Here is a 17,832-nt window from a genome sequence, read left to right as displayed (position 1 = left end):
CTGATTTTGACTTCGGTAAAATCAGTCAATTAACCCACCGTCCCGATAAAACCCTGATGCGATAGACCTTACTTGTAGAGGTAAGCGATGGCGGTGCCGGTGTGGACTTGGATCTTGGCCGTTTTCCTGACGACGTTAGAGATGGCTGTGTCGGCCAGTAGACCTAACGAAGCGTGATCTAGTTCCCACTCCAAGCCATGTTCGCTTATCACCGTCCCGGGGGCAAGGGCGATGATGGAGAACGTCTTGCCCTCGTGGTCTTCGATGATCCACGATTCGCCTGCGCGAAGGATGCGGGCGACCACCTTGTCCTCGACAATCCAGACTGGGGCGTCATCGTAGCCTGCTAGCAGGCCCAGTACGGAAAGCGCCATGTCGGGGCGGCCGCCCGTAGCACAAGTCGCAACCACTTCGGCACCCGGCCAGCGACGGCGGACGGAGTCGAGCGCCAGCGCCAGATCGGTATAGTCCTTGTACGGGTCGTGGCGCTCAACTTCAAAGTCCTCAGCGGCATCAACAAGAGCGCGACCGGCTTCGCTTACCGTATCGGCGTCCCCTACATATACTTCGCAGCCCAGACCGGCGCCCAGCAGCGCGTCGAGCCCGCGGTCCACGGCGACAACGTGGTCACACTCCCCTGCTAACTTACGCAACAGATCCGCGCTCGCCACCACGGGCGAGCCGCAGACCACTAATACCTTGCAAGCCACAGCTCTCACCTATCCCTCAAATGCAAGCACGCGGGCCAGATCCAGGTCTTCATAGCTGTCGATAAAGATATCGCAGTTGGCGCGCACATCGTCGCGCTTCATACGGCCATGCGGGTCATAGATGCCCACGCGCTTAAAGCCGGCGACCCCAGAGCTCTTAAGGCCAAAGACGGCGTCCTCAAACACCCATGCGCGCTCAAACTTGTGCCCATGGCGCTCCTCCAGGCGGTGCAGCGCCAGCTCGTATACGTCGGGGAACTGCTTGGAGCGTCCCGCCTCGCCCGTAGTGGTAACAAACTCCATGTAAGCGTCGAGCCCGGCGCCCGCAAGCGCAGACGTAACCAGCTCGGCCGGCGTGGACGTGGCAACGCACATGGCAATACCGGCCTCCATCGCCTGCTCCAAAAATGCAAGCAGGCCGTCGCGCGGCGGCACCTTGGAGTACCCATCAATCAGAATATTGCTCAGCTCGCGATACAGTTCCTCGCCATTTGCACCAATGCCCCACGTGTCGTGGTAGGCCTGGCACTCGTCCTCGAGCGACAAATGCTCAAACTGGGCAAAATCGTCGACCGTCACGTCAACTCCGTGGCGATGCAATAACTCGGGCTGGGCATAGGCCCAAACGGGGGTGCTATTAACCAGTGTGCCGTCGCAATCGAAAATAAAAGCGACTTTGTGAGCGGCGGTCTGGGACATAAACATACCTTTCAATGTCAAATGGTAAACAACCTGCTAAAAACGTTTTACCAAACGTCAAACTAACAATCTTGAAACCCTAATTGGTAAAACTGTCAAGAGTTTTACCACTGCAATTCTGTCAGTGGTCTAAACATGGCGCTCGCCGATTAAACACCACCGCAAATCCACTTTTCTCCATAAAAGTAACGAACAGGTGTTATCGTATTTCGTGCCGAAAGTTCCACCGAGCACGCGAGGTGGAATGAATCATAGAACTATCGCCGTCCCTTCGATTCGTGCAGCCTTGGACCTTTCGCATCTAGTCACCAAGGCAACATGCTGCCGTGTCATGATGGGATCAAACGTGAGCGATACAAAGCTAAAGCCAACGGCCAAAAAGCCCGCTACCCGTAAAGCCGCCCCGCACGCACCGGAGCTCTCTAAGGACGATGTCTATCTGTTTGGCATCGGTACGTGGGAGCGCAGCTGGGAAAAGATGGGCGCGCACCCCGACACGCAGAACCGTACGCGCGGCTGGCGCTTTTGCGTTTGGGCGCCCGACGTAAAGAGTGTCCATGTCATTGGCGAATTTAACGACTGGGATGAGGAAGCCAACCCGCTGGTGCCCGTGCATACGAGCACCATTTGGGAAGGCTTTATTCCTGGCGCCGAGCAGGGCCAGCTCTATAAATACCTTATCGAGACCAACGAGGGCGAGAAGCTCTACAAGGCCGATCCGTACGCTTTTAAGGCCGAGTGCCCTCCGGGAACGGCAAGCGTGCTGTGGGCCCTCGACGGCTATAAGTGGAACGACGCAGCATGGCTCAAGCGCCGCGCCGGCCACAACCACATGTCGAAGCCGCTGAACATCTACGAGGTGCATATTGGCTCGTGGAAGCGCCACGGTGACGCGCCGCAGGGCGAGCCCGATGAGTACGGCAACTACCCCGGTCCCATGGATCCCTTCCCCGCGCAGCGCGGCGAGTTCTACACCTACGACGACCTGTCGGTGGAGCTCGTGGACTACGTGCGCGACATGGGCTACACGCATATCGAGGTCATGCCGCTTATGGAGCATCCCTTCGATGGCTCCTGGGGCTACCAGACGACCGGCTACTACGCCGCCACGTCGCGCTACGGCAACCCGCAGCAGCTCATGCACTTTATTGATGCGTGCCACGAGGCGGGCATTGGCGTGATCATGGACTGGGTGCCCGGCGGTTTTTGCGCCGACTCCCACGGCCTGGCCACCTTTAACGGCCACATGCTGTTTGAGCACGAGATTCACCCCAACTGGGGCACGCACAAGTTCGATTTCGCCCGCGGCGAGGTCCGCTCCTTCCTGGTCTCTAACGTGCTGTACTGGCTCGAGAACTTCCACGTGGACGGCATTCGCATGGACGGCGTGTCCAGCATGCTGTACCTCAACTTTGGCATCGACGATCCGGGCCAAAAGAAGTTCAACAAATACGGTACCGAGGAGGACCTGGACGCCAGCGCGTTTATCCGCCAGGTCAACTGCGCCGTGGAGACCCACTTCCCCGACGTGATGATGATGGCCGAGGAGTCCACCGCGTGGCCGCTCGTAACCTATCCGCCGCAGGACGGCGGCCTGGGCTTCCACTACAAGTGGGACATGGGCTGGATGAACGACACGCTGCACTACATGCAGACCGATTTTCCGTGGCGCCCCGGAAACCACGGGCTGCTCACGTTCTCCATCATGTACGCCTTTACCGAGAACTTTATCTGCCCGCTGAGCCACGACGAGGTCGTGCACGGCAAGTGCTCGCTGATCGGCCGCATGCCGGGCGACTGGTGGCGCCAGTTTGCCGGCCTGCGCACGCTGGCCTTCTACCAGATGACGCACCCCGGCGCCAAGCTCAACTTTATGGGCAACGAGATCGGCCAGTTTATTGAGTGGCGCTACTACGAGTCCATCCAGTGGTTCCTAACCGAGGAGTACGAGACTCACCGTCATCATCAGGCGTTTATTAAGGCGCTCAACCACCTGTACACCGCCGAGCCCGCCCTGTACGAGCGCGGCTACACCGACGACGGCTTTACCTGGATCGACGCGGACAACTCCAAGCAGTCCATCGTGAGCTTTGTGCGTCAGGGCGAGAACATCGACGACGATCTGGTGATCCTGATCAACTTTGACCCGGCGAGCTACGAGAGTTTCCGTGTGGGCGTGCCGCGCGAGGGTGACTGGGAGGTCATCTTCGATTCCGACCGTCCCGAGTTTGGCGGCAGCGGCTATGCCGGCGAGGAGCCCTACACTTGCTCGAGCGAGCCCTATCCCTGGAACGGGCAGATGGACTCCATCGAGATTAAGGTGCCCGGCCTGGCAGGCGTGGTGCTTAAGCGCCGCGGTCCCAGCAGCTATAAGCCGCCGGTGGTCGAGGAGCCCAAGGCTGCGCCCAAGAAGCGCACGTCCTCGGTAAAGCCCAAGCCCGCGGCCGCCAAGAAAGCTCCTGCTAAAGCCAAGGCTACGACCGCGACCAAGACTAAGGCTGCTGTCAAGCCCGCCGCCAAGACCACGGCCAAGAAGGCAACCGCCAAAAAGGCTGCTCCCAAGGCCAAGGCAGGCGCCGCTAAGGCATCTGGCAAGGATGCGTAACAAAGTCGTTACCACTGCAGTTACCCACCCCACAGGGGCGTAGGATATAAGTCATAACCGTTCCGGGAGAAACATCCCCGGGGGAAAGGAACGTATGAACAAGATCTTCGACAACAAGCAGGAGTTTACCGAGCTCTATCGCGATGCCGTCATGAGCATCAGCGGCAAGAGCGTCGAGGCCGCGAGCGACCTGGACCGCTTCAACGCCCTGGCCAAGCTCGTGGCCGAGAAGGCGCGCACCGTTGCCACCAAGAGCGACGCCCGCGTCACCGCCGAGGGCAAGAAGCGCGTGTACTACTTCTCGATTGAGTTTTTGATCGGCCGCCTGCTCGACAACTACCTGCTCAACTTTGGCGTGCGCGACATGGTCGCCGAGGCGCTCGACGACATGGGCTTCGACCTTTCCGTCATTGAGAACCAAGAGCCCGATCCGGCGCTGGGCAACGGTGGTCTGGGCCGTCTGGCCGCGTGCTTCTTGGATTCCATGGCAGCCGAGGGCATTGCCGGCTATGGCAACGGCATGCGCTACCGCTACGGCCTGTTTAAGCAGGAGATCGTCAACGGCAGCCAGGTCGAGACCACCGACGAGTGGCTCACCCACGGCTATCCCTGGGAGGTCCGTCGTCAGGATAAGGCCGTGACCATCAAGTTTGGTGGCCGCGTTGAGGGCTTTGAGGAGGACGGCCGCACGTTCTACCGCACGGTGGACACGCAGGACATCCTGGCCGTTCCGTATGACATCCCCGTGGTGGGCTATGCCGGCGAGACCGTCAACAAGCTGCGCGTCTGGGCCGCCGAGCCGGTCGAGGAGCACTTCGATCTTGAGGCCTTCAACCGCGGCGACTATGCCCTGGCCGATGCCGAGCGTGCCGAGGCCGAGGCCATCAGCGCCATCCTCTACCCCAACGACGCCGGCGAGCACGGCCGTCTGCTGCGCCTGAAGCAGGAGTACCTGTTTGTTTCGGCCGGCATCTACAGCCTGCTCGACACCTTTGAGAAGGAGCACGGCGCGAACTGGGAGCTATTGCCGCAGTTTGTTGCCATCCATACCAACGACACGCACCCCGCCATGTGCGGCCCCGAGCTCATGCGCATCCTCATCGACGAGAAGAAGCTCGAGTGGGATGACGCTTGGAACATCGTGACGCAGGTCGTGAGCTACACCAACCACACCATCCTGCCCGAGGCTCTGGAGAAGTGGCCCATCGGCACGTTCTCCAAGCTCCTCCCCCGCGTGTACCAGATCATCGACGAGATCAGCCGTCGTTGGCACGAGTCGTTCGACACCACGAAGGAGGGCTGGCAGGAGCGTCTGCGCCAGACCGCCATTCTGTGGGACGGCGAGATTCGCATGGCCAACCTGTCCGTGATCTGCAGCCATAGCGTCAACGGCGTGGCCAAGATCCACTCCGACATCATCAAGAACATCGTGCTCAAGGACTTCTATGCCCTGACGCCCGAGAAGTTCAACAACAAGACCAACGGCATCTCGCACCGTCGCTTCTTTGCCGAGGCCAACCCCACCTACGCCAAGCTCGTGACCGAAGCCATTGGCGATGGCTGGCTGAAGGACGCCTTTGAGCTGGAGAAACTCAAGGAGTTTAAGGACGACACCGAGTTCTTGAAGGCCGTGGGTGCCTCCAAGCGCGCCAACAAGGAGCGTCTGGCCGCCTATGTTAAGGCCGAGACCGGTCTGGTTATTGACCCCAACACCGTCTTTGATGTTCAGGTTAAGCGCTTCCATGCCTACAAGCGCCAGCTCATGAACATCATGAAGGTGATGGACATCTACAACCGTCGCATCGCCGACCCCAACTTCCACGTGACGCCGACGACCTTCATCTTTAGCGGCAAGGCTGCCTCGAGCTACACCTTTGCCAAGGAGACCATCCGCCTCATTAACTCCGTGGCTGACGTCATCAACAACGACCCGCGCGTCAACGAGGTCATGAAGGTCTGCTTTATCCCCAACTTCCGCGTGAGCAACGCCCAGCTCATCTACCCCGCCGCCGAGATCTCGGAGCAGATTTCCACGGCCGGCAAGGAGGCCTCGGGCACGTCCAACATGAAGCTCATGATGAACGGCGCCATTACGCTGGGCACCCTCGACGGCGCCAACATCGAGATCGCCGACCTGGCCGGTCGCGAGAATGAGGCCATCTTTGGCCTGACCGCACCCGAGGTCGAGCAGCTCTGGGCATCCAACAGCTACTTTGCGTGGGACACCCTCAACGGCGACCGCGAGCGTCTGGGCCGCGTGATGGACGAGCTCAAGGACAACACCTTTGCGGGTCTTTCGGGCAACTTCGAGAGCATCTACAACGAGCTCATGAACAACAACGACCCCGACCTGGTCATGGCGGACTTCCGCAGCTACGTGGATGCATGGGAGAAGCTCACCGGCAGCTACGGCGACCAGGAGACCTGGAACCGCAAGGCCCTGCTCAACACCGCCTCCTCGGGTTGGTTCTCGAGCGACCGCACCATTCGCGAGTACCGCGACGAGATCTGGCACGCATAAAGCGCGCGAGCTCCCTTTGCAGCACGGCATTATTCGACGGGCGCGACCGAGCGCCGCGCCCGTCGCTAATGGGTTTAGGAACATCGATGACAGAAGGAGAGATCGATGAGTAAGAAAGAATGCATCGCGATGCTCCTCGCAGGAGGACAGGGCAGCCGATTGGGGGCGCTCACCCAAAAGATCGCTAAGCCGGCGGTTAGCTTTGGTGGCAAGTTCCGCATTATCGACTTTTCGCTCTCCAACTGCTCCAACTCGGGCATCGACACGGTGGGCGTTCTGACGCAGTATCGCCCCTACCTGCTGCATGCCTACGTGGGTTCCGGCGAGGCGTGGGATCTGGACAGCCGCGACGGCGGCGTGTCGATCCTGCCGCCGTACGAGACGCAGACCGGCGGCGCCTGGTATGCGGGCACGGCCGACGCCATTACGCAGAACCTCGACTACATCAAGGCCAACGACCCCAAGTACGTCCTGATTCTTTCGGGCGATCACCTGTATCGCATGGACTACCGCAAGATGCTCAAGACGCACATTGAGAACAACGCCGACCTCACGGTGAGCGTTATGCCCGTGCCGTGGGAGGAGGCCAGCCGCTTTGGCATCCTGACCACCGACCCCGAGGACGGCCGCATCACCAAGTTCACCGAGAAGCCCGAGAAGCCCGATTCGAACCTCGCGTCCATGGGCATCTACATCTTCTCGGCCGACGTGCTGATCGCTGCGCTCGAGGAGGACGCTCTGGACCAGCGCTCGAGCCACGACTTTGGCAAGGACATCATCCCCAAGCTGCTCGGCGAGAATAAGCGCCTGTACAGCTACGAGTTTCACGGCTTTTGGAAGGATGTTGGCACCATCGCCAGCTTCCACGAGACCTCGATGGACCTGCTGGGCAACAACCCCGAGTTCGATCTGTTTGACAAGAACTTCCCCATCATGTCCAACATCACCACGCGTCCGCCGCACTACATTGGCCCGGACGGCCGCCTGGACGACTGCCTGGTCTCCAACGGCTGCAAGATCTACGGCACCGCTCGCCACTCGATCCTTTCGACCGATGTCATCATCGAGGAGCGCGCCGTGGTCGAGGACTCCGTGCTGCTGCCGGGTGCGCACGTTAAGAGCGGCGCGCACATCTGCCGCGCTATTTTGGGCGAGAACTCCACGGTCGAAGAGGGCGTGAAGCTCGGCTCTGTCGATACCACCAAGGATACGGCCGTCGTTGGAAATGACGTCGTTATCGGGAAGGGGGAATGATCCGATGATCAATCGCAAGGCCATCGGTTATATCACCGCTAACTACTCTTCGACCTACGGCAGCGTGCTGCTCAAGGACCGCCCCATCGCGTCCGTTCCGTTTTTGGGCCGCTACCGCCTGATCGACTTTCCGCTGTCCAATATGATGAATGCCGGCATTAAGACCGTCGGCGTCGTCATGCCGGGCAACTACCGCTCGCTGATCGACCACGTGGGTTCGGGCAAGGACTGGGGCTTGGACCGCAAGAAAGGCGGCCTGTTCATGGTGCCCGGCAACGCGTATGGCACCACCAAGGGCGGCATGCGCTTCCTGCTGCGCGACATCATCTCCAACAAGACGCTGTTCCAGCGCTCGGACAAGCCCTATGTTGTGATGATGGGCACCAACATCATCTTTAACATGGACCTCAACACCATCATCGAGGCGCACGAGAACTCCGGTGCCCAGATGACCGTTGTGTACTGCAAGGCCACGCGCAACGTTGATGACGAGACCAAGCTCGAGATTAACGAAAACGGCCGCCTGACGGGCGTGAGCGCCGGCGTCGTGTACGGCGACAACGCGTCTATGGACTGCTGCATCGTCAACCGCGAGACGCTGCTCGAGATTATCGACCACTACCAGGCCGCCGACTATCTGGACCTGCTCGAGGCACTCCAGGGCGACTTTGGCAACATCGACGTGTGCAGCTACGAGTACAAGGGCGAGGTCGTGGGCGTGTTTAGCGAGAAGTCGCTGTATCGCCGCAGCATGGACCTGCTCGACCAGACCGTGGCCGATCAGCTCTTCGATCCCGAGCGCCCGATCCTGACCAAGGCTCACGACGTGCCGCCTTCGCGTTATGCGACCGGCAGTCACGCGTGCAACTCGATCATCTCGGCCGGCTGCATCATCAAGGGCACCGTGCGCAACTCGATCCTGTCTCGCGGCGTCGTGGTCGAGGAGGGCGCATCGGTCACCAACTCGATCATCAACCAGAGCTGCATCATCAAGAGCGGCGCCCGCGTCGAGAATGCCATTCTGGACAAGAACAACGTGGTTCCCACCAACACCGAGCTTCGCGGCACGCCCGAGAACATCCTGGTGCTGGGCAAGGCTCCGTTAACTTCCGACACCACCATCGTACGTTAACGTTGGCACCGCAACATCGCTCGTAACATGTAGAATAGCCGCCCGGTTAGCGCCAGGCGGCTATTCTCGAATTGCAACATAGGAGACAATATGGCATATTCCAGCAAAAAGATGCAGATCGTGTTTGCCTCGGCCGAGTGCGCACCGTTTGTTAAGACCGGTGGCCTGGGCGACGTGGCGGGCTCGCTGCCCGCGGCGCTCGTGCGCGCCGGCGCCGAGGTTATCGTGATGGTGCCCAAGTACGCCACCATCAAGGACGAGTACAAGGCGCAGATGGAGCACTTCTCCGACTTTTACGTAAGCCTGGGCTGGCGCAATGAGTACTGCGGACTCGAGAAGCTCGAGCACGACGGCGTCACCTATATGTTCATCGACAACGAGCGCTACTTTGCGCGCGACTATCCGTACGGCTTCTTTGACGACGGCGAGCGCTTTGCGTTCTTCTCCAAGGCCATCACCGAGAGCCTGCAGCACCTGCCGGTCGGCTTTGAGTGCGACATCCTGCACTGCAACGACTGGCAGACGGCACTGGCGCCCGTGTTTTTGCGCGAGTTCTACCAGGGCTTGCCGCTGTACGACCGCGTCAAGACCGTGTTCTCGATCCACAACGTGGCGTTCCAGGGCCAGTTTAGCGACACCGTGATGGAGGACATCCTGGGTGTGGCGCATATTCCCGCCGCCGCCTCGCAGCTGCGTTGCGACGCCTGCAGCGTCAACTACATGCTGGGCGCGCTGCGCTATGCCGACGCCATTACCACGGTGAGCCCCACCTATGCGGCCGAGATCCAGACGCCCGAGTTTGGCGAGGGCCTGGACGGTGTGCTGCGCGAGCGCTCCTACGCGCTGCAGGGCATCCTGAATGGCATTGATGTGGCGGGCTTTGACCCGGCGACTGACAAGCGCATTGCCGCCAACTACACCGTGGAGGACCGCACCGGCAAGGCCGTGTGCAAGGCCAAGCTGCAGGAAGAGCTGGGGCTCGAGGTGCGCGACGACCGCCCGCTCATGGTGATGGTCACGCGCCTGACGCGCCAAAAGGGCATGGACCTGGTCATGTACGCGCTCGACCGCATTCTGGCCGGCGGCGTTCAGGTGGCCGTGCTGGGCACTGGCGACCGCGACTACGAGGACGGCCTGCGCTACTTCCAGCACAAGTACCCCGGCACCATGGCCGCGCGTATCGAGTTTGATCCGGCGCTGTCGCAGCGCATGTACGCCGCCGCCGACATGTTCCTGATGCCTTCGAAGTTTGAGCCCTGTGGCCTGTCGCAGATTATCGCCATGCGCTATGGCACCCTGCCCATCGTGCGCGAGACCGGCGGCCTGAAGGACACCGTGCAGCCGTACAACGAGTTTACCGGCGAGGGCACGGGCTTCTCGTTTAGCAACTTTAACGGAGATGAGATGGGCGACGCGGTCTTCCGCGCAGCGCGCCTGTTCTGGGATAACCGCGACGCTTGGAACCAGCTGATCACGCAGGCCATGAGCCAGGACTTTAGCTGGACGCGCTCGGCCGACAAGTATCTGGACCTGTACTTCTTTATGCATCCGGAGATTGAGAGGCCGGCGGCTGTTGTGGAGGCTGCGGCTGAGCCCGAGGTTGTGGCCGAGCCCGAGGTTGTGGCCGAGCCCGAGCCCAAGGCCGAGGTCAAGCCGGTTGAAGCTGAGCCCGCAAAGGCCGAGCCTGAGGTGAAGGCTGAGGTTGCTTCTGAGGCAGAGGCCGAGGTCAAGCCCGCTGCAAAGCCCGCAGCTAAGAAGACCACGACCCGTAAGACGACCGCCAAGAAGGCTACGACGACCAAGGCTGCTGCGTCTAAAACGACGGCTGCCAAGGGAACGACCACGCGCAAGCGCACGACCGCCGCTGCCAAGAAGGCCGCCGAGGCCGAGGCTGCTCCCGAGGTAAAGGCCGAGACTCCCGCCGTTGAGGCCAAACCGGCCGCCAAGGCTCCGGCTAAGACCGCTGCCAAGAAGACGATCACGACCGCCAAGAAGGCAACAGCTGCCAAGACCACCACGCGCAAGCGCAGCACGACGACGACCAAAAAGACCACGACTAAGGCCGCAGCTACCAAGGCAGAGGCTAAGCCCGCCGCCGTCAAAGAGGAGCCCAAGCCCGAGGTAAAGCCCGAGCCGACACCGAAGGCCGCCGAGGTCAAGGCTAAGACCAAGGCTGCCCCGAAGGCAGAGGCTAAGCCCGAGCCTGCCAAGGAGACCCCGGTCTCCCCCGCCGCTCCGGCAGAGGAAAAGGCCCCGTCCAAGAAGACGTCCGTCCGCAAGGCCACGGCTGCCCGAAAGCGCCGCTAGCCCACAGACGATCCAAAACCTCATCAAACCCTAAGCAAGGGGCGCTCCAACCGGGCGCCCCTTCTCTGTAGAAAGTGGTAAAACGATTTTCTAGGACAACCGTTCGCCGATGATAAACGGATGTTGTTTATACACCCTGTGTACAACAGATATACTTACATCCTGTGCGTAAAGCCCATGGCCCGCAGGCCGTGATTCTATTGAACTGGACCGTACTATGAGATTGATACACAACAGCCGTCTGCCGCAGTTTCGCACTCCGTTTGGCGCTGTGACCACTGGAACTTCCGTTTCGCTGTCGGTAATTTTGGAGGATGCCGACCCCAACCAGGCAACGCTCACCCTGCGCACCTGGGTCGATGAAATCGGTGAGTCTCGGTATCCCATGACGCACGAGGGCGACGGCATATTTACCGTAGAGCTTGAGTGCACCGAGCCCTGTCTTATCTGGTACAGCTTTATCTGCAATATCGAGGGCCAGCCCGAGGTCCGTTTGGGCGCACCGCAGGGTCGCACCGGTGGCGAGGGCGTAACCTACGACTACGCCGAGGTCCCGTCGTTCCAGATTACCGTCTACAAGCACCGCGAAGTTCGTCCCGAGTGGTACGAGCGTGGCATGGTTTACCAGATCTTCCCCGACCGCTATGCACGCGACGAAAACTGGCGCGAGCGCACGCTGACCGAAGTCGAAAAGCCTCGCAACGGAATCCAGCGCCGCATGGTCGAGGACTGGAACGAACCGCCCGAGTACGAGCGTGCCGAAGACGGCTCCATCAAGACCTGGGATTTTTACGGCGGCTCGCTCAAGGGTATCCAAAATGACCTGGCCCGCATTGCCGAGCTGGGCTTTACGGCCATCTACCTCAACCCCATCTTTGAGGCCGCGAGCAACCACCGCTACGACACGGCCGATTACACCAAGATCGACCCGATCCTGGGCACCGAGCAGGACTTTACGGAGCTGTGCGAGGCGGCCGAAAAGCTCGGCATTTCCATCATTCTGGACGGTGTGTTCAACCACACGGGCGATGATTCGATCTACTTTAACCGCTACGGCAACTATCCCGGCGTCGGTGCGTGGCAGAGCGAGGACTCGCCGTGGCGCGATGCGTTTTACTTCCACGAGGACGGTTCGTACGACTGCTGGTGGGGCGTGGGCAACATGCCCGCCATCAACGAGAGTTCCGAGCTTGTCCGTGAAAAGCTTCTGGGCAAGGACGGCGTCATTCGTAAGTGGCTGCGCGCTGGCGCCCATGGCTGGCGTCTGGACGTGGCCGACGAGCTTTCCGACGACTTCCTGGCCGAGATCAAAAAGGCCGTGCTCGCCGAGAAGCCCGACGCGCTGCTACTCGGCGAGGTCTGGGAAGACGCCTCCAACAAGATCAGCTATGGCCATTTGCGTCGTTACCTGCAAGGATCCGAGCTTGACTCGGCTATGGATTATCCCTTCCGCGACATGGTCATCGGCTTTTTGATGGGCTACAAGAACGCCTACCAGGCAGCCGAGGATATCGAAACCCTGCGCGAGAATTATCCGCGCGAGGCCCTGTCCTGCGCGCTCAACCTGCTGTCGAGCCACGACCGTCCACGTATCATCTCGGTGCTCGGCGGCGGCCCCGACGAGTCGCAGCTACCCGAGTGCGAGCGCAGCAAGTGGCGCCTAGACGAGAACTCGATGGGCCTAGCCAAGAGCCGTTTTTGGCTTGCAACGCTCATGCAGATGACGTTCCCCGGCGTGCCTTCGATTTACTATGGCGACGAGTACGGCCTTGAGGGCCTGACCGACCCGGGCAATCGCCGCACGCTGCCCATGAAGGAAGACCTGCACGACTTCGATACACTCGCTATCTTTAAAAACGCCTCGGCCGTACGCCGCGCCCTGCCGTTTATGGTTGACGGCGAGATCAAGGCCTTCGCGCTCAACGACGAGGTGCTCGCCTATACGCGCACCGGTAAAGACGGTGAGGCCGCAACGGTTATCATCAACCGCAGCCTGCGCAATTCGCACCGTGTGACAATTCCGGCGCTCGGCGAATGCGCAAGCGACGTGATCAGCGGCCACGAGTGCGAAATCCACAACGGTACCGTCACACTCGATCTGTATCCGCTGGGGTCGTCGATCATCTATCACCACGCCGAGCAACGTCTACAAGAGCCGCTTGATCACGGCGCGGGTGTCGTGTGCCATATCACCTCGGTGCCCACCGACGATGGCAAGCCCGGTACGATCGGCGCTCCCACGCGTCGCTTTATCGACCATCTGGCCGCAATGGGCATGCGCTACTGGCAGGTCCTGCCTGTCAACCCGACGGATTTCTTCCGATCCCCTTACGCCGGTCCCTCGGCCTTTGCGGGCAATATCGATCTGCTGCCCGAAAGCCACGAGGAGCTGGCCGCCGAATTTGTTACCTGGAAGGCTCGCGGCGGTGAGGATGCCGACCCGCTGTACACGGCGTTTAAACATCGCAACGCCGACTGGCTCGAGAAGTACTGCGTTTACATGGCCGTTAAGAAGTACTTTGAGGGCGAGTCGCGCCACGATTGGCCGGCAGATGTCGCGCGCTACAACGAGCATCTGATCGACGACAAGCGTTTCCACGACGAGGCCGAGCTGCAGGCGTACATGCAGTACCGCTTTGACCTGGCCTGGTGCGAGCTTATGAACTATGCGCACAAGAAGGGTATCGAGGTCATCGGCGACATTCCTATGTATGTCTCGGACGATTCGGCCGATGCGTGGAGCGAGCCCGAGAACTTCTGGCTGTCCGATACCGGCAAGGCGATTGAGATTTCCGGTGCGCCGCCCGACAACTTTGCACCCGAGGGCCAGGTGTGGGGCAACCCGACGTTCCAATGGGACCACATGAAGCAGAACGGCTATAACTGGTGGATGGATCGCCTGCGTCGCGCGTTCTCGCTCTACGACCGCGTGCGTCTGGATCACTTCCTGGGATTCCACAGCTACTTTAGCATTCCTGCGGGCAAGGCCTGCGCCGACGGTCGCTGGCTGGCGGGACCGGGCAAAGACCTGTTCCAGACCGCCTACGACGAGCTGGGTCCGCTCAACTTTATCGCTGAGGACTTGGGCTATCTGACGCCTGGCGTTCGCGCCATGGCTTTGACCTGCGGCTTCCCCGGCATGGATGTGCTGGAGTTTAGCGACTACGACGTCCGTTGCGGCGTGCACCCCACGCCTGGCAAGATCCTGTACACCTCGACGCACGATACGTCGACGTTGGCCGGATGGTGCACGCGTTCCTTTGCGGGCGGCGATGGACCGAGCGGTGTTGAGGTGGCGGCCAAGCTGATGGGCGACGCGCTGGCAAGCGACGCTCCCCTCGTGATGATGCCGCTGCAGGATGTCCTGGGACTGGGCGACGATGCGCGCATGAACGTTCCGGGCGTGGCCACGGGCAACTGGACCTGGCAGGCTGAAGAGGCCGACGTTGCGGCCGCCGAGAACAAAACTGCGCAGCTCCTGCGCGACACCCATAGATTCTGGGGCGAGGCGTGATAAAACGCCCGATATAGGGTACAGTACAGACGTTTGAATTTTTGCGGGCAGAGTAATCTGCCCGCTTTGTGCTGAAAAGGAAGTATTATGGCGCGCTACGATTACAAGTGCTCGAGCTGCGGCAACGTGTTTGAGGTTGAGCATCCCATGTCCGAGACTCCCGAGGTCGTTTGCCCGAGCTGCGGCGCCCCGGCGGCCAAGACGTTCTCGGCCAACGGCATTAAATTTGAGGGCAGCGGTTTCTACAACACCGACCAGCGAAGCGGCGGCTCAAGCACCAGCGCCACCAGCGGCTGCTGCGCCAATTGCCCGCACAACCACTAACAGCCGAGCAACCAACCACACGCCAACATAAACACAAACGAGGGCGGCCTGCGACTACACCAGTCGCAGGCCGCCCTTTTTCGTAATGTCAACGCCTTTGCGCCAATACGGTCTGGGTAGCTAAAATAGCCCCGTCCCAAATTAGCTACTTTGGCGGACCAGGCGGGCGCAGAAGTGGCCGTCGTAGGAGTCGGCGTTTACCGGCACGCTTTGGAAGAGGCCTCGATCGTTTTGGCGTACAGAAACGAGCTTCTTGGCCTGCTCGAAATCGGGCAGTTGCAGAATCTGTGCCCCGGAAAGCGGTGCCATGGTAAAGCCGGCACCCTTGGGAGAAGCAAGGAACGCGTCCACGACCTGCGTGTTCTCCTCGTCGAAGACCGAGCACGTCGCATAGATGAGTTCACCGCCGGCAGCCACGCGCACGGCTGCTTCCTTGAGCATTGCCAGCTGCAGCTTGGGCAACTCGGTCGTAACGTCATTCTCAGTTAGGCGCCATGGGATCTCGGGATGACGGCGCATGGTGCCGGTGCCCGAGCACGGTGCATCGATAAAGACCGTGTCGAACTTTACCGGCTCGCCAAGCATGGCATCAAACGATGTGAGCACCTCATCAAGCTCGCAAGCATCGCCCGAAACCGTACGAACGCCCTGAATACCGGCCTTATGCAGGCGAGCGAGATTCAGATCGCACTTGCGATCATGCAGATCGAGCGCCGTATGCTGACGCTCATAGCCCGCACGCTTGGCCTGGCACATCATCACATAGGTCTTGGTGCCACGGCCGGCGCCAATCTCAAGGCAACGCCCAGGACGGGTCGCCGCGGTCGCGATAAGCTGGGCATTGAGATCCGAGGCCACGGCCGCAGCGCGCTCAAACACGCCCGACGCAACCGTGACCTGCGCATCGACCGGAGCATGGCAGCCCGGGAAGACAGGCGCAACGAGCTGCGAGATATACGGATCGGGCTTAGTCGCAAACGCATTCTCGTGCAGGGCCAGCGGCGCGGGGGCCAGATTGCCGGCAAAGTTAAGCGCACCCTCTGGCGTGTCAAACGACGCCATAATGCGAGCGCACAGCCAACGCGGCAGACCCATCAGGCGCGACAGACGGACCAAGCGACGCTCAGACTCATCCACATCGGACGCAGTAGCAAAGTCCTCAACATTGTCCGCAACCTTGTGCAGCACGGCATTGGCCAAGCCAGCGGCGGACTTAGCACCGCAGCGAACCAGCTCAACACCCTGACTTACGGCAACGCGGCCAGGCGTATGCAGATAGAGCATCTCGAAGACCGAGATACGAAGCGCCATGCGAACACGCGGTGCAACCTTTTTGGGCTTATCGAGAAACTGGTCGAGCAGCTCATCCAAAATGCCCTGCGTGGCAGCAACGCCCAGCGCCAAGCGGGCAGCAAAAGCGGAATCGCGCTGGTCAATAGCCTTGGCCGATGCGCGAGAGGACAGCACGTCACGCGCATACATGCCGCGGCGGTCAGCTTCCATTAGCACATCGAGTGAAAGCTTGCGCGCAGGAGACAGCTTGCTCACGACAAAACACCCCAGATAAGATCGGCACCCTGCAGGCCAGCAGCCCAAGCAGAAGCGGCCATAGCACGCTTGCCATCGGGCTTAACTTCGAGCAACTCAACCGTGCCATCGGAAAGACCAAGGTAAACACGCTTGTTCTTAACGTCAACGGCGCCCTCTCCAAGCGACACATCAGCCGGCGCAGCATCGAGCACGCGCACGGTCTTACCGGCAATCACGCAACGAGCAGGCGCGGTATCGGACGAAGCCAGCACATGGCGCACGCAATCAAGCGCCGCCATGTGCGGATCCAGGCGCATCTCCTGCTTAGAAATCTTGGCAGCATGAGTGACGAGCGCCTCATCCTGCTCAGTCCAAACAGCCGAACCATCGGCAAGCGAGGGAAGCGTATCGGCAAGCAACTTGCCGCCAAGCTCAGCAAGCTCCATGGTCAAAGCCTCGGCATGCTTACCGGCGACTGACGTAGACGCCTGGGCGCAATAAGCGCCGGTATCCACGCCATGCCCAATGCGCATGATAGAAACGCCAGCAATCTCATCACCAGCGAGAATCGCACGCTGAATAGGAGCAGCCCCACGCCAACGAGGCAGCAGGGACGCATGAACATTCACAATACCGAGCGGCGCCATATGCAGCACCTCATCGGGCAAAATGCAGCCATAGGCAGCCACACAGAAAATGTCAGCCTGGGCAGCCCGGAGCGCCTCAACAACCTCAGGCGTCATACGATTAGCTTCAACAACAGGCAACCCCAGCTCAAGCGAGCAAGCCTTAACAGGAGACGGCTCCAGCTTCTTACCACGCCCACGAACAGCATCAGGACGAGTAACAACAAGTGCAATCTCATTCCCAGCCTCAACAAGCGAAGTCAAAGAAGGCACAGCAAAATCAGGCGTACCCATAAACACAATACGCATATAAGTTTGTCTCCTCTCAATAACGAGCCGAGACGGCTACAAAAAAGCGTTCCAGGTCGCAAGCGCACCCAGCCGCAAGAACAGTTCAACAAAGACAAATATACCCAAAAACAAAGAAAGAGCCGCATAAAAGCAGCCCTCCCAACAAAGCACCTATCAGCGAAGACGCCCTTCCCTGGCCCGACGGCACCCGGGCGAGTCAAGCAGCGTCAACGTAGTCCCCGGGGCGCCCGCCTATATCGTCCCGCGCGCAGTTTCGCAGCGCAGCGAGAATGTGTGAGCACGGGATGATATAGGCGGG

At 60.4% G+C, this 17,832-nt stretch carries 11 protein-coding genes; 7 read left to right on the top strand and 4 right to left on the bottom strand.

Annotated elements, in window-relative coordinates; translation table 11 throughout:
- Nucleotides 1-68: 68 nt before the first annotated feature.
- On the bottom strand, nucleotides 69-710 hold the full coding sequence (locus DW029_RS04990) for a thiamine diphosphokinase (protein ID WP_233543803.1): 642 nt from the start codon (nucleotides 708-710) through the stop codon (nucleotides 69-71).
- Nucleotides 711-719: 9 nt separating this feature from the next.
- The gene (locus DW029_RS04985) at nucleotides 720-1,409 is read right to left on the bottom strand and encodes an HAD family phosphatase (RefSeq protein WP_118345449.1); all 690 of its coding nucleotides are present in this window, start codon (nucleotides 1,407-1,409) and stop codon (nucleotides 720-722) included.
- 331 nt (nucleotides 1,410-1,740) lie between these two features.
- Here DW029_RS04985 and glgB point away from each other — a divergent pair, with 331 nt between their 5' ends.
- The 7 genes from glgB to DW029_RS04950 all read left to right on the top strand — a co-directional run bounded on the left by glgB (nucleotide 1,741) and on the right by DW029_RS04950 (nucleotide 15,066).
- Complete coding sequence (gene glgB / locus DW029_RS04980; RefSeq protein ID WP_118345448.1) at nucleotides 1,741-4,014, top strand: 1,4-alpha-glucan branching protein GlgB; 2,274 nt, start codon at nucleotides 1,741-1,743, stop codon at nucleotides 4,012-4,014.
- Nucleotides 4,015-4,108: 94 nt separating this feature from the next.
- Nucleotides 4,109-6,535: a glycogen/starch/alpha-glucan phosphorylase gene (locus tag DW029_RS04975; RefSeq protein ID WP_118345447.1), complete on the top strand. Its 2,427-nt coding sequence runs from the start codon at nucleotides 4,109-4,111 to the stop codon at nucleotides 6,533-6,535.
- A 105-nt stretch (nucleotides 6,536-6,640) separates the two neighbouring features.
- Complete coding sequence (locus DW029_RS04970; RefSeq protein WP_117799260.1) at nucleotides 6,641-7,789, top strand: glucose-1-phosphate adenylyltransferase; 1,149 nt, start codon at nucleotides 6,641-6,643, stop codon at nucleotides 7,787-7,789.
- 4 nt (nucleotides 7,790-7,793) lie between these two features.
- Entirely contained in the window at nucleotides 7,794-8,921 is a 1,128-nt protein-coding gene (gene glgD / locus DW029_RS04965; RefSeq protein WP_117735092.1) for a glucose-1-phosphate adenylyltransferase subunit GlgD, read from the top strand.
- A gap of 90 nt (nucleotides 8,922-9,011) precedes the next feature.
- Entirely contained in the window at nucleotides 9,012-11,228 is a 2,217-nt protein-coding gene (gene glgA, locus DW029_RS04960) for a glycogen synthase GlgA (RefSeq protein WP_199582547.1), read from the top strand.
- 217 nt (nucleotides 11,229-11,445) lie between these two features.
- Complete coding sequence (locus DW029_RS04955) at nucleotides 11,446-14,742, top strand: 4-alpha-glucanotransferase (RefSeq protein ID WP_118345446.1); 3,297 nt, start codon at nucleotides 11,446-11,448, stop codon at nucleotides 14,740-14,742.
- A gap of 87 nt (nucleotides 14,743-14,829) precedes the next feature.
- Nucleotides 14,830-15,066, top strand: a complete 237-nt coding sequence (locus DW029_RS04950) for an FmdB family zinc ribbon protein (RefSeq protein ID WP_117735090.1) — start codon at nucleotides 14,830-14,832, stop codon at nucleotides 15,064-15,066.
- A gap of 141 nt (nucleotides 15,067-15,207) precedes the next feature.
- Here the strand turns inward: DW029_RS04950 and DW029_RS04945 are convergent, their stop codons facing one another.
- Entirely contained in the window at nucleotides 15,208-16,614 is a 1,407-nt protein-coding gene (locus tag DW029_RS04945) for an RsmB/NOP family class I SAM-dependent RNA methyltransferase (RefSeq protein WP_233543802.1), read from the bottom strand.
- Complete coding sequence (fmt, locus tag DW029_RS04940) at nucleotides 16,611-17,531, bottom strand: methionyl-tRNA formyltransferase (protein ID WP_118345445.1); 921 nt, start codon at nucleotides 17,529-17,531, stop codon at nucleotides 16,611-16,613. Before fmt ends, DW029_RS04945 begins: the two co-directional genes overlap by 4 nt.
- Nucleotides 17,532-17,832 lie beyond the last annotated feature (301 nt).

This window comes from Collinsella sp. AF38-3AC (assembly GCF_003474365.1).
Classification (GTDB): domain Bacteria; phylum Actinomycetota; class Coriobacteriia; order Coriobacteriales; family Coriobacteriaceae; genus Collinsella.
This window is presented reverse-complemented; position numbering and strand designations above follow the sequence as displayed.

Coding starts and splice junctions, on each gene's coding strand:
- DW029_RS04975 (WP_118345447.1), top strand. CDS start 4,109: ATGAACAAGATCTTCGACAACAAGCAGGAGTTTACCGAGCTCTATCGC.
- fmt (WP_118345445.1), bottom strand. CDS start 17,531: ATGCGTATTGTGTTTATGGGTACGCCTGATTTTGCTGTGCCTTCTTTG.
- glgD (WP_117735092.1), top strand. CDS start 7,794: ATGATCAATCGCAAGGCCATCGGTTATATCACCGCTAACTACTCTTCG.
- DW029_RS04970 (WP_117799260.1), top strand. CDS start 6,641: ATGAGTAAGAAAGAATGCATCGCGATGCTCCTCGCAGGAGGACAGGGC.
- glgB (WP_118345448.1), top strand. CDS start 1,741: ATGATGGGATCAAACGTGAGCGATACAAAGCTAAAGCCAACGGCCAAA.
- DW029_RS04950 (WP_117735090.1), top strand. CDS start 14,830: ATGGCGCGCTACGATTACAAGTGCTCGAGCTGCGGCAACGTGTTTGAG.
- glgA (WP_199582547.1), top strand. CDS start 9,012: ATGGCATATTCCAGCAAAAAGATGCAGATCGTGTTTGCCTCGGCCGAG.
- DW029_RS04955 (WP_118345446.1), top strand. CDS start 11,446: ATGAGATTGATACACAACAGCCGTCTGCCGCAGTTTCGCACTCCGTTT.
- DW029_RS04985 (WP_118345449.1), bottom strand. CDS start 1,409: ATGTCCCAGACCGCCGCTCACAAAGTCGCTTTTATTTTCGATTGCGAC.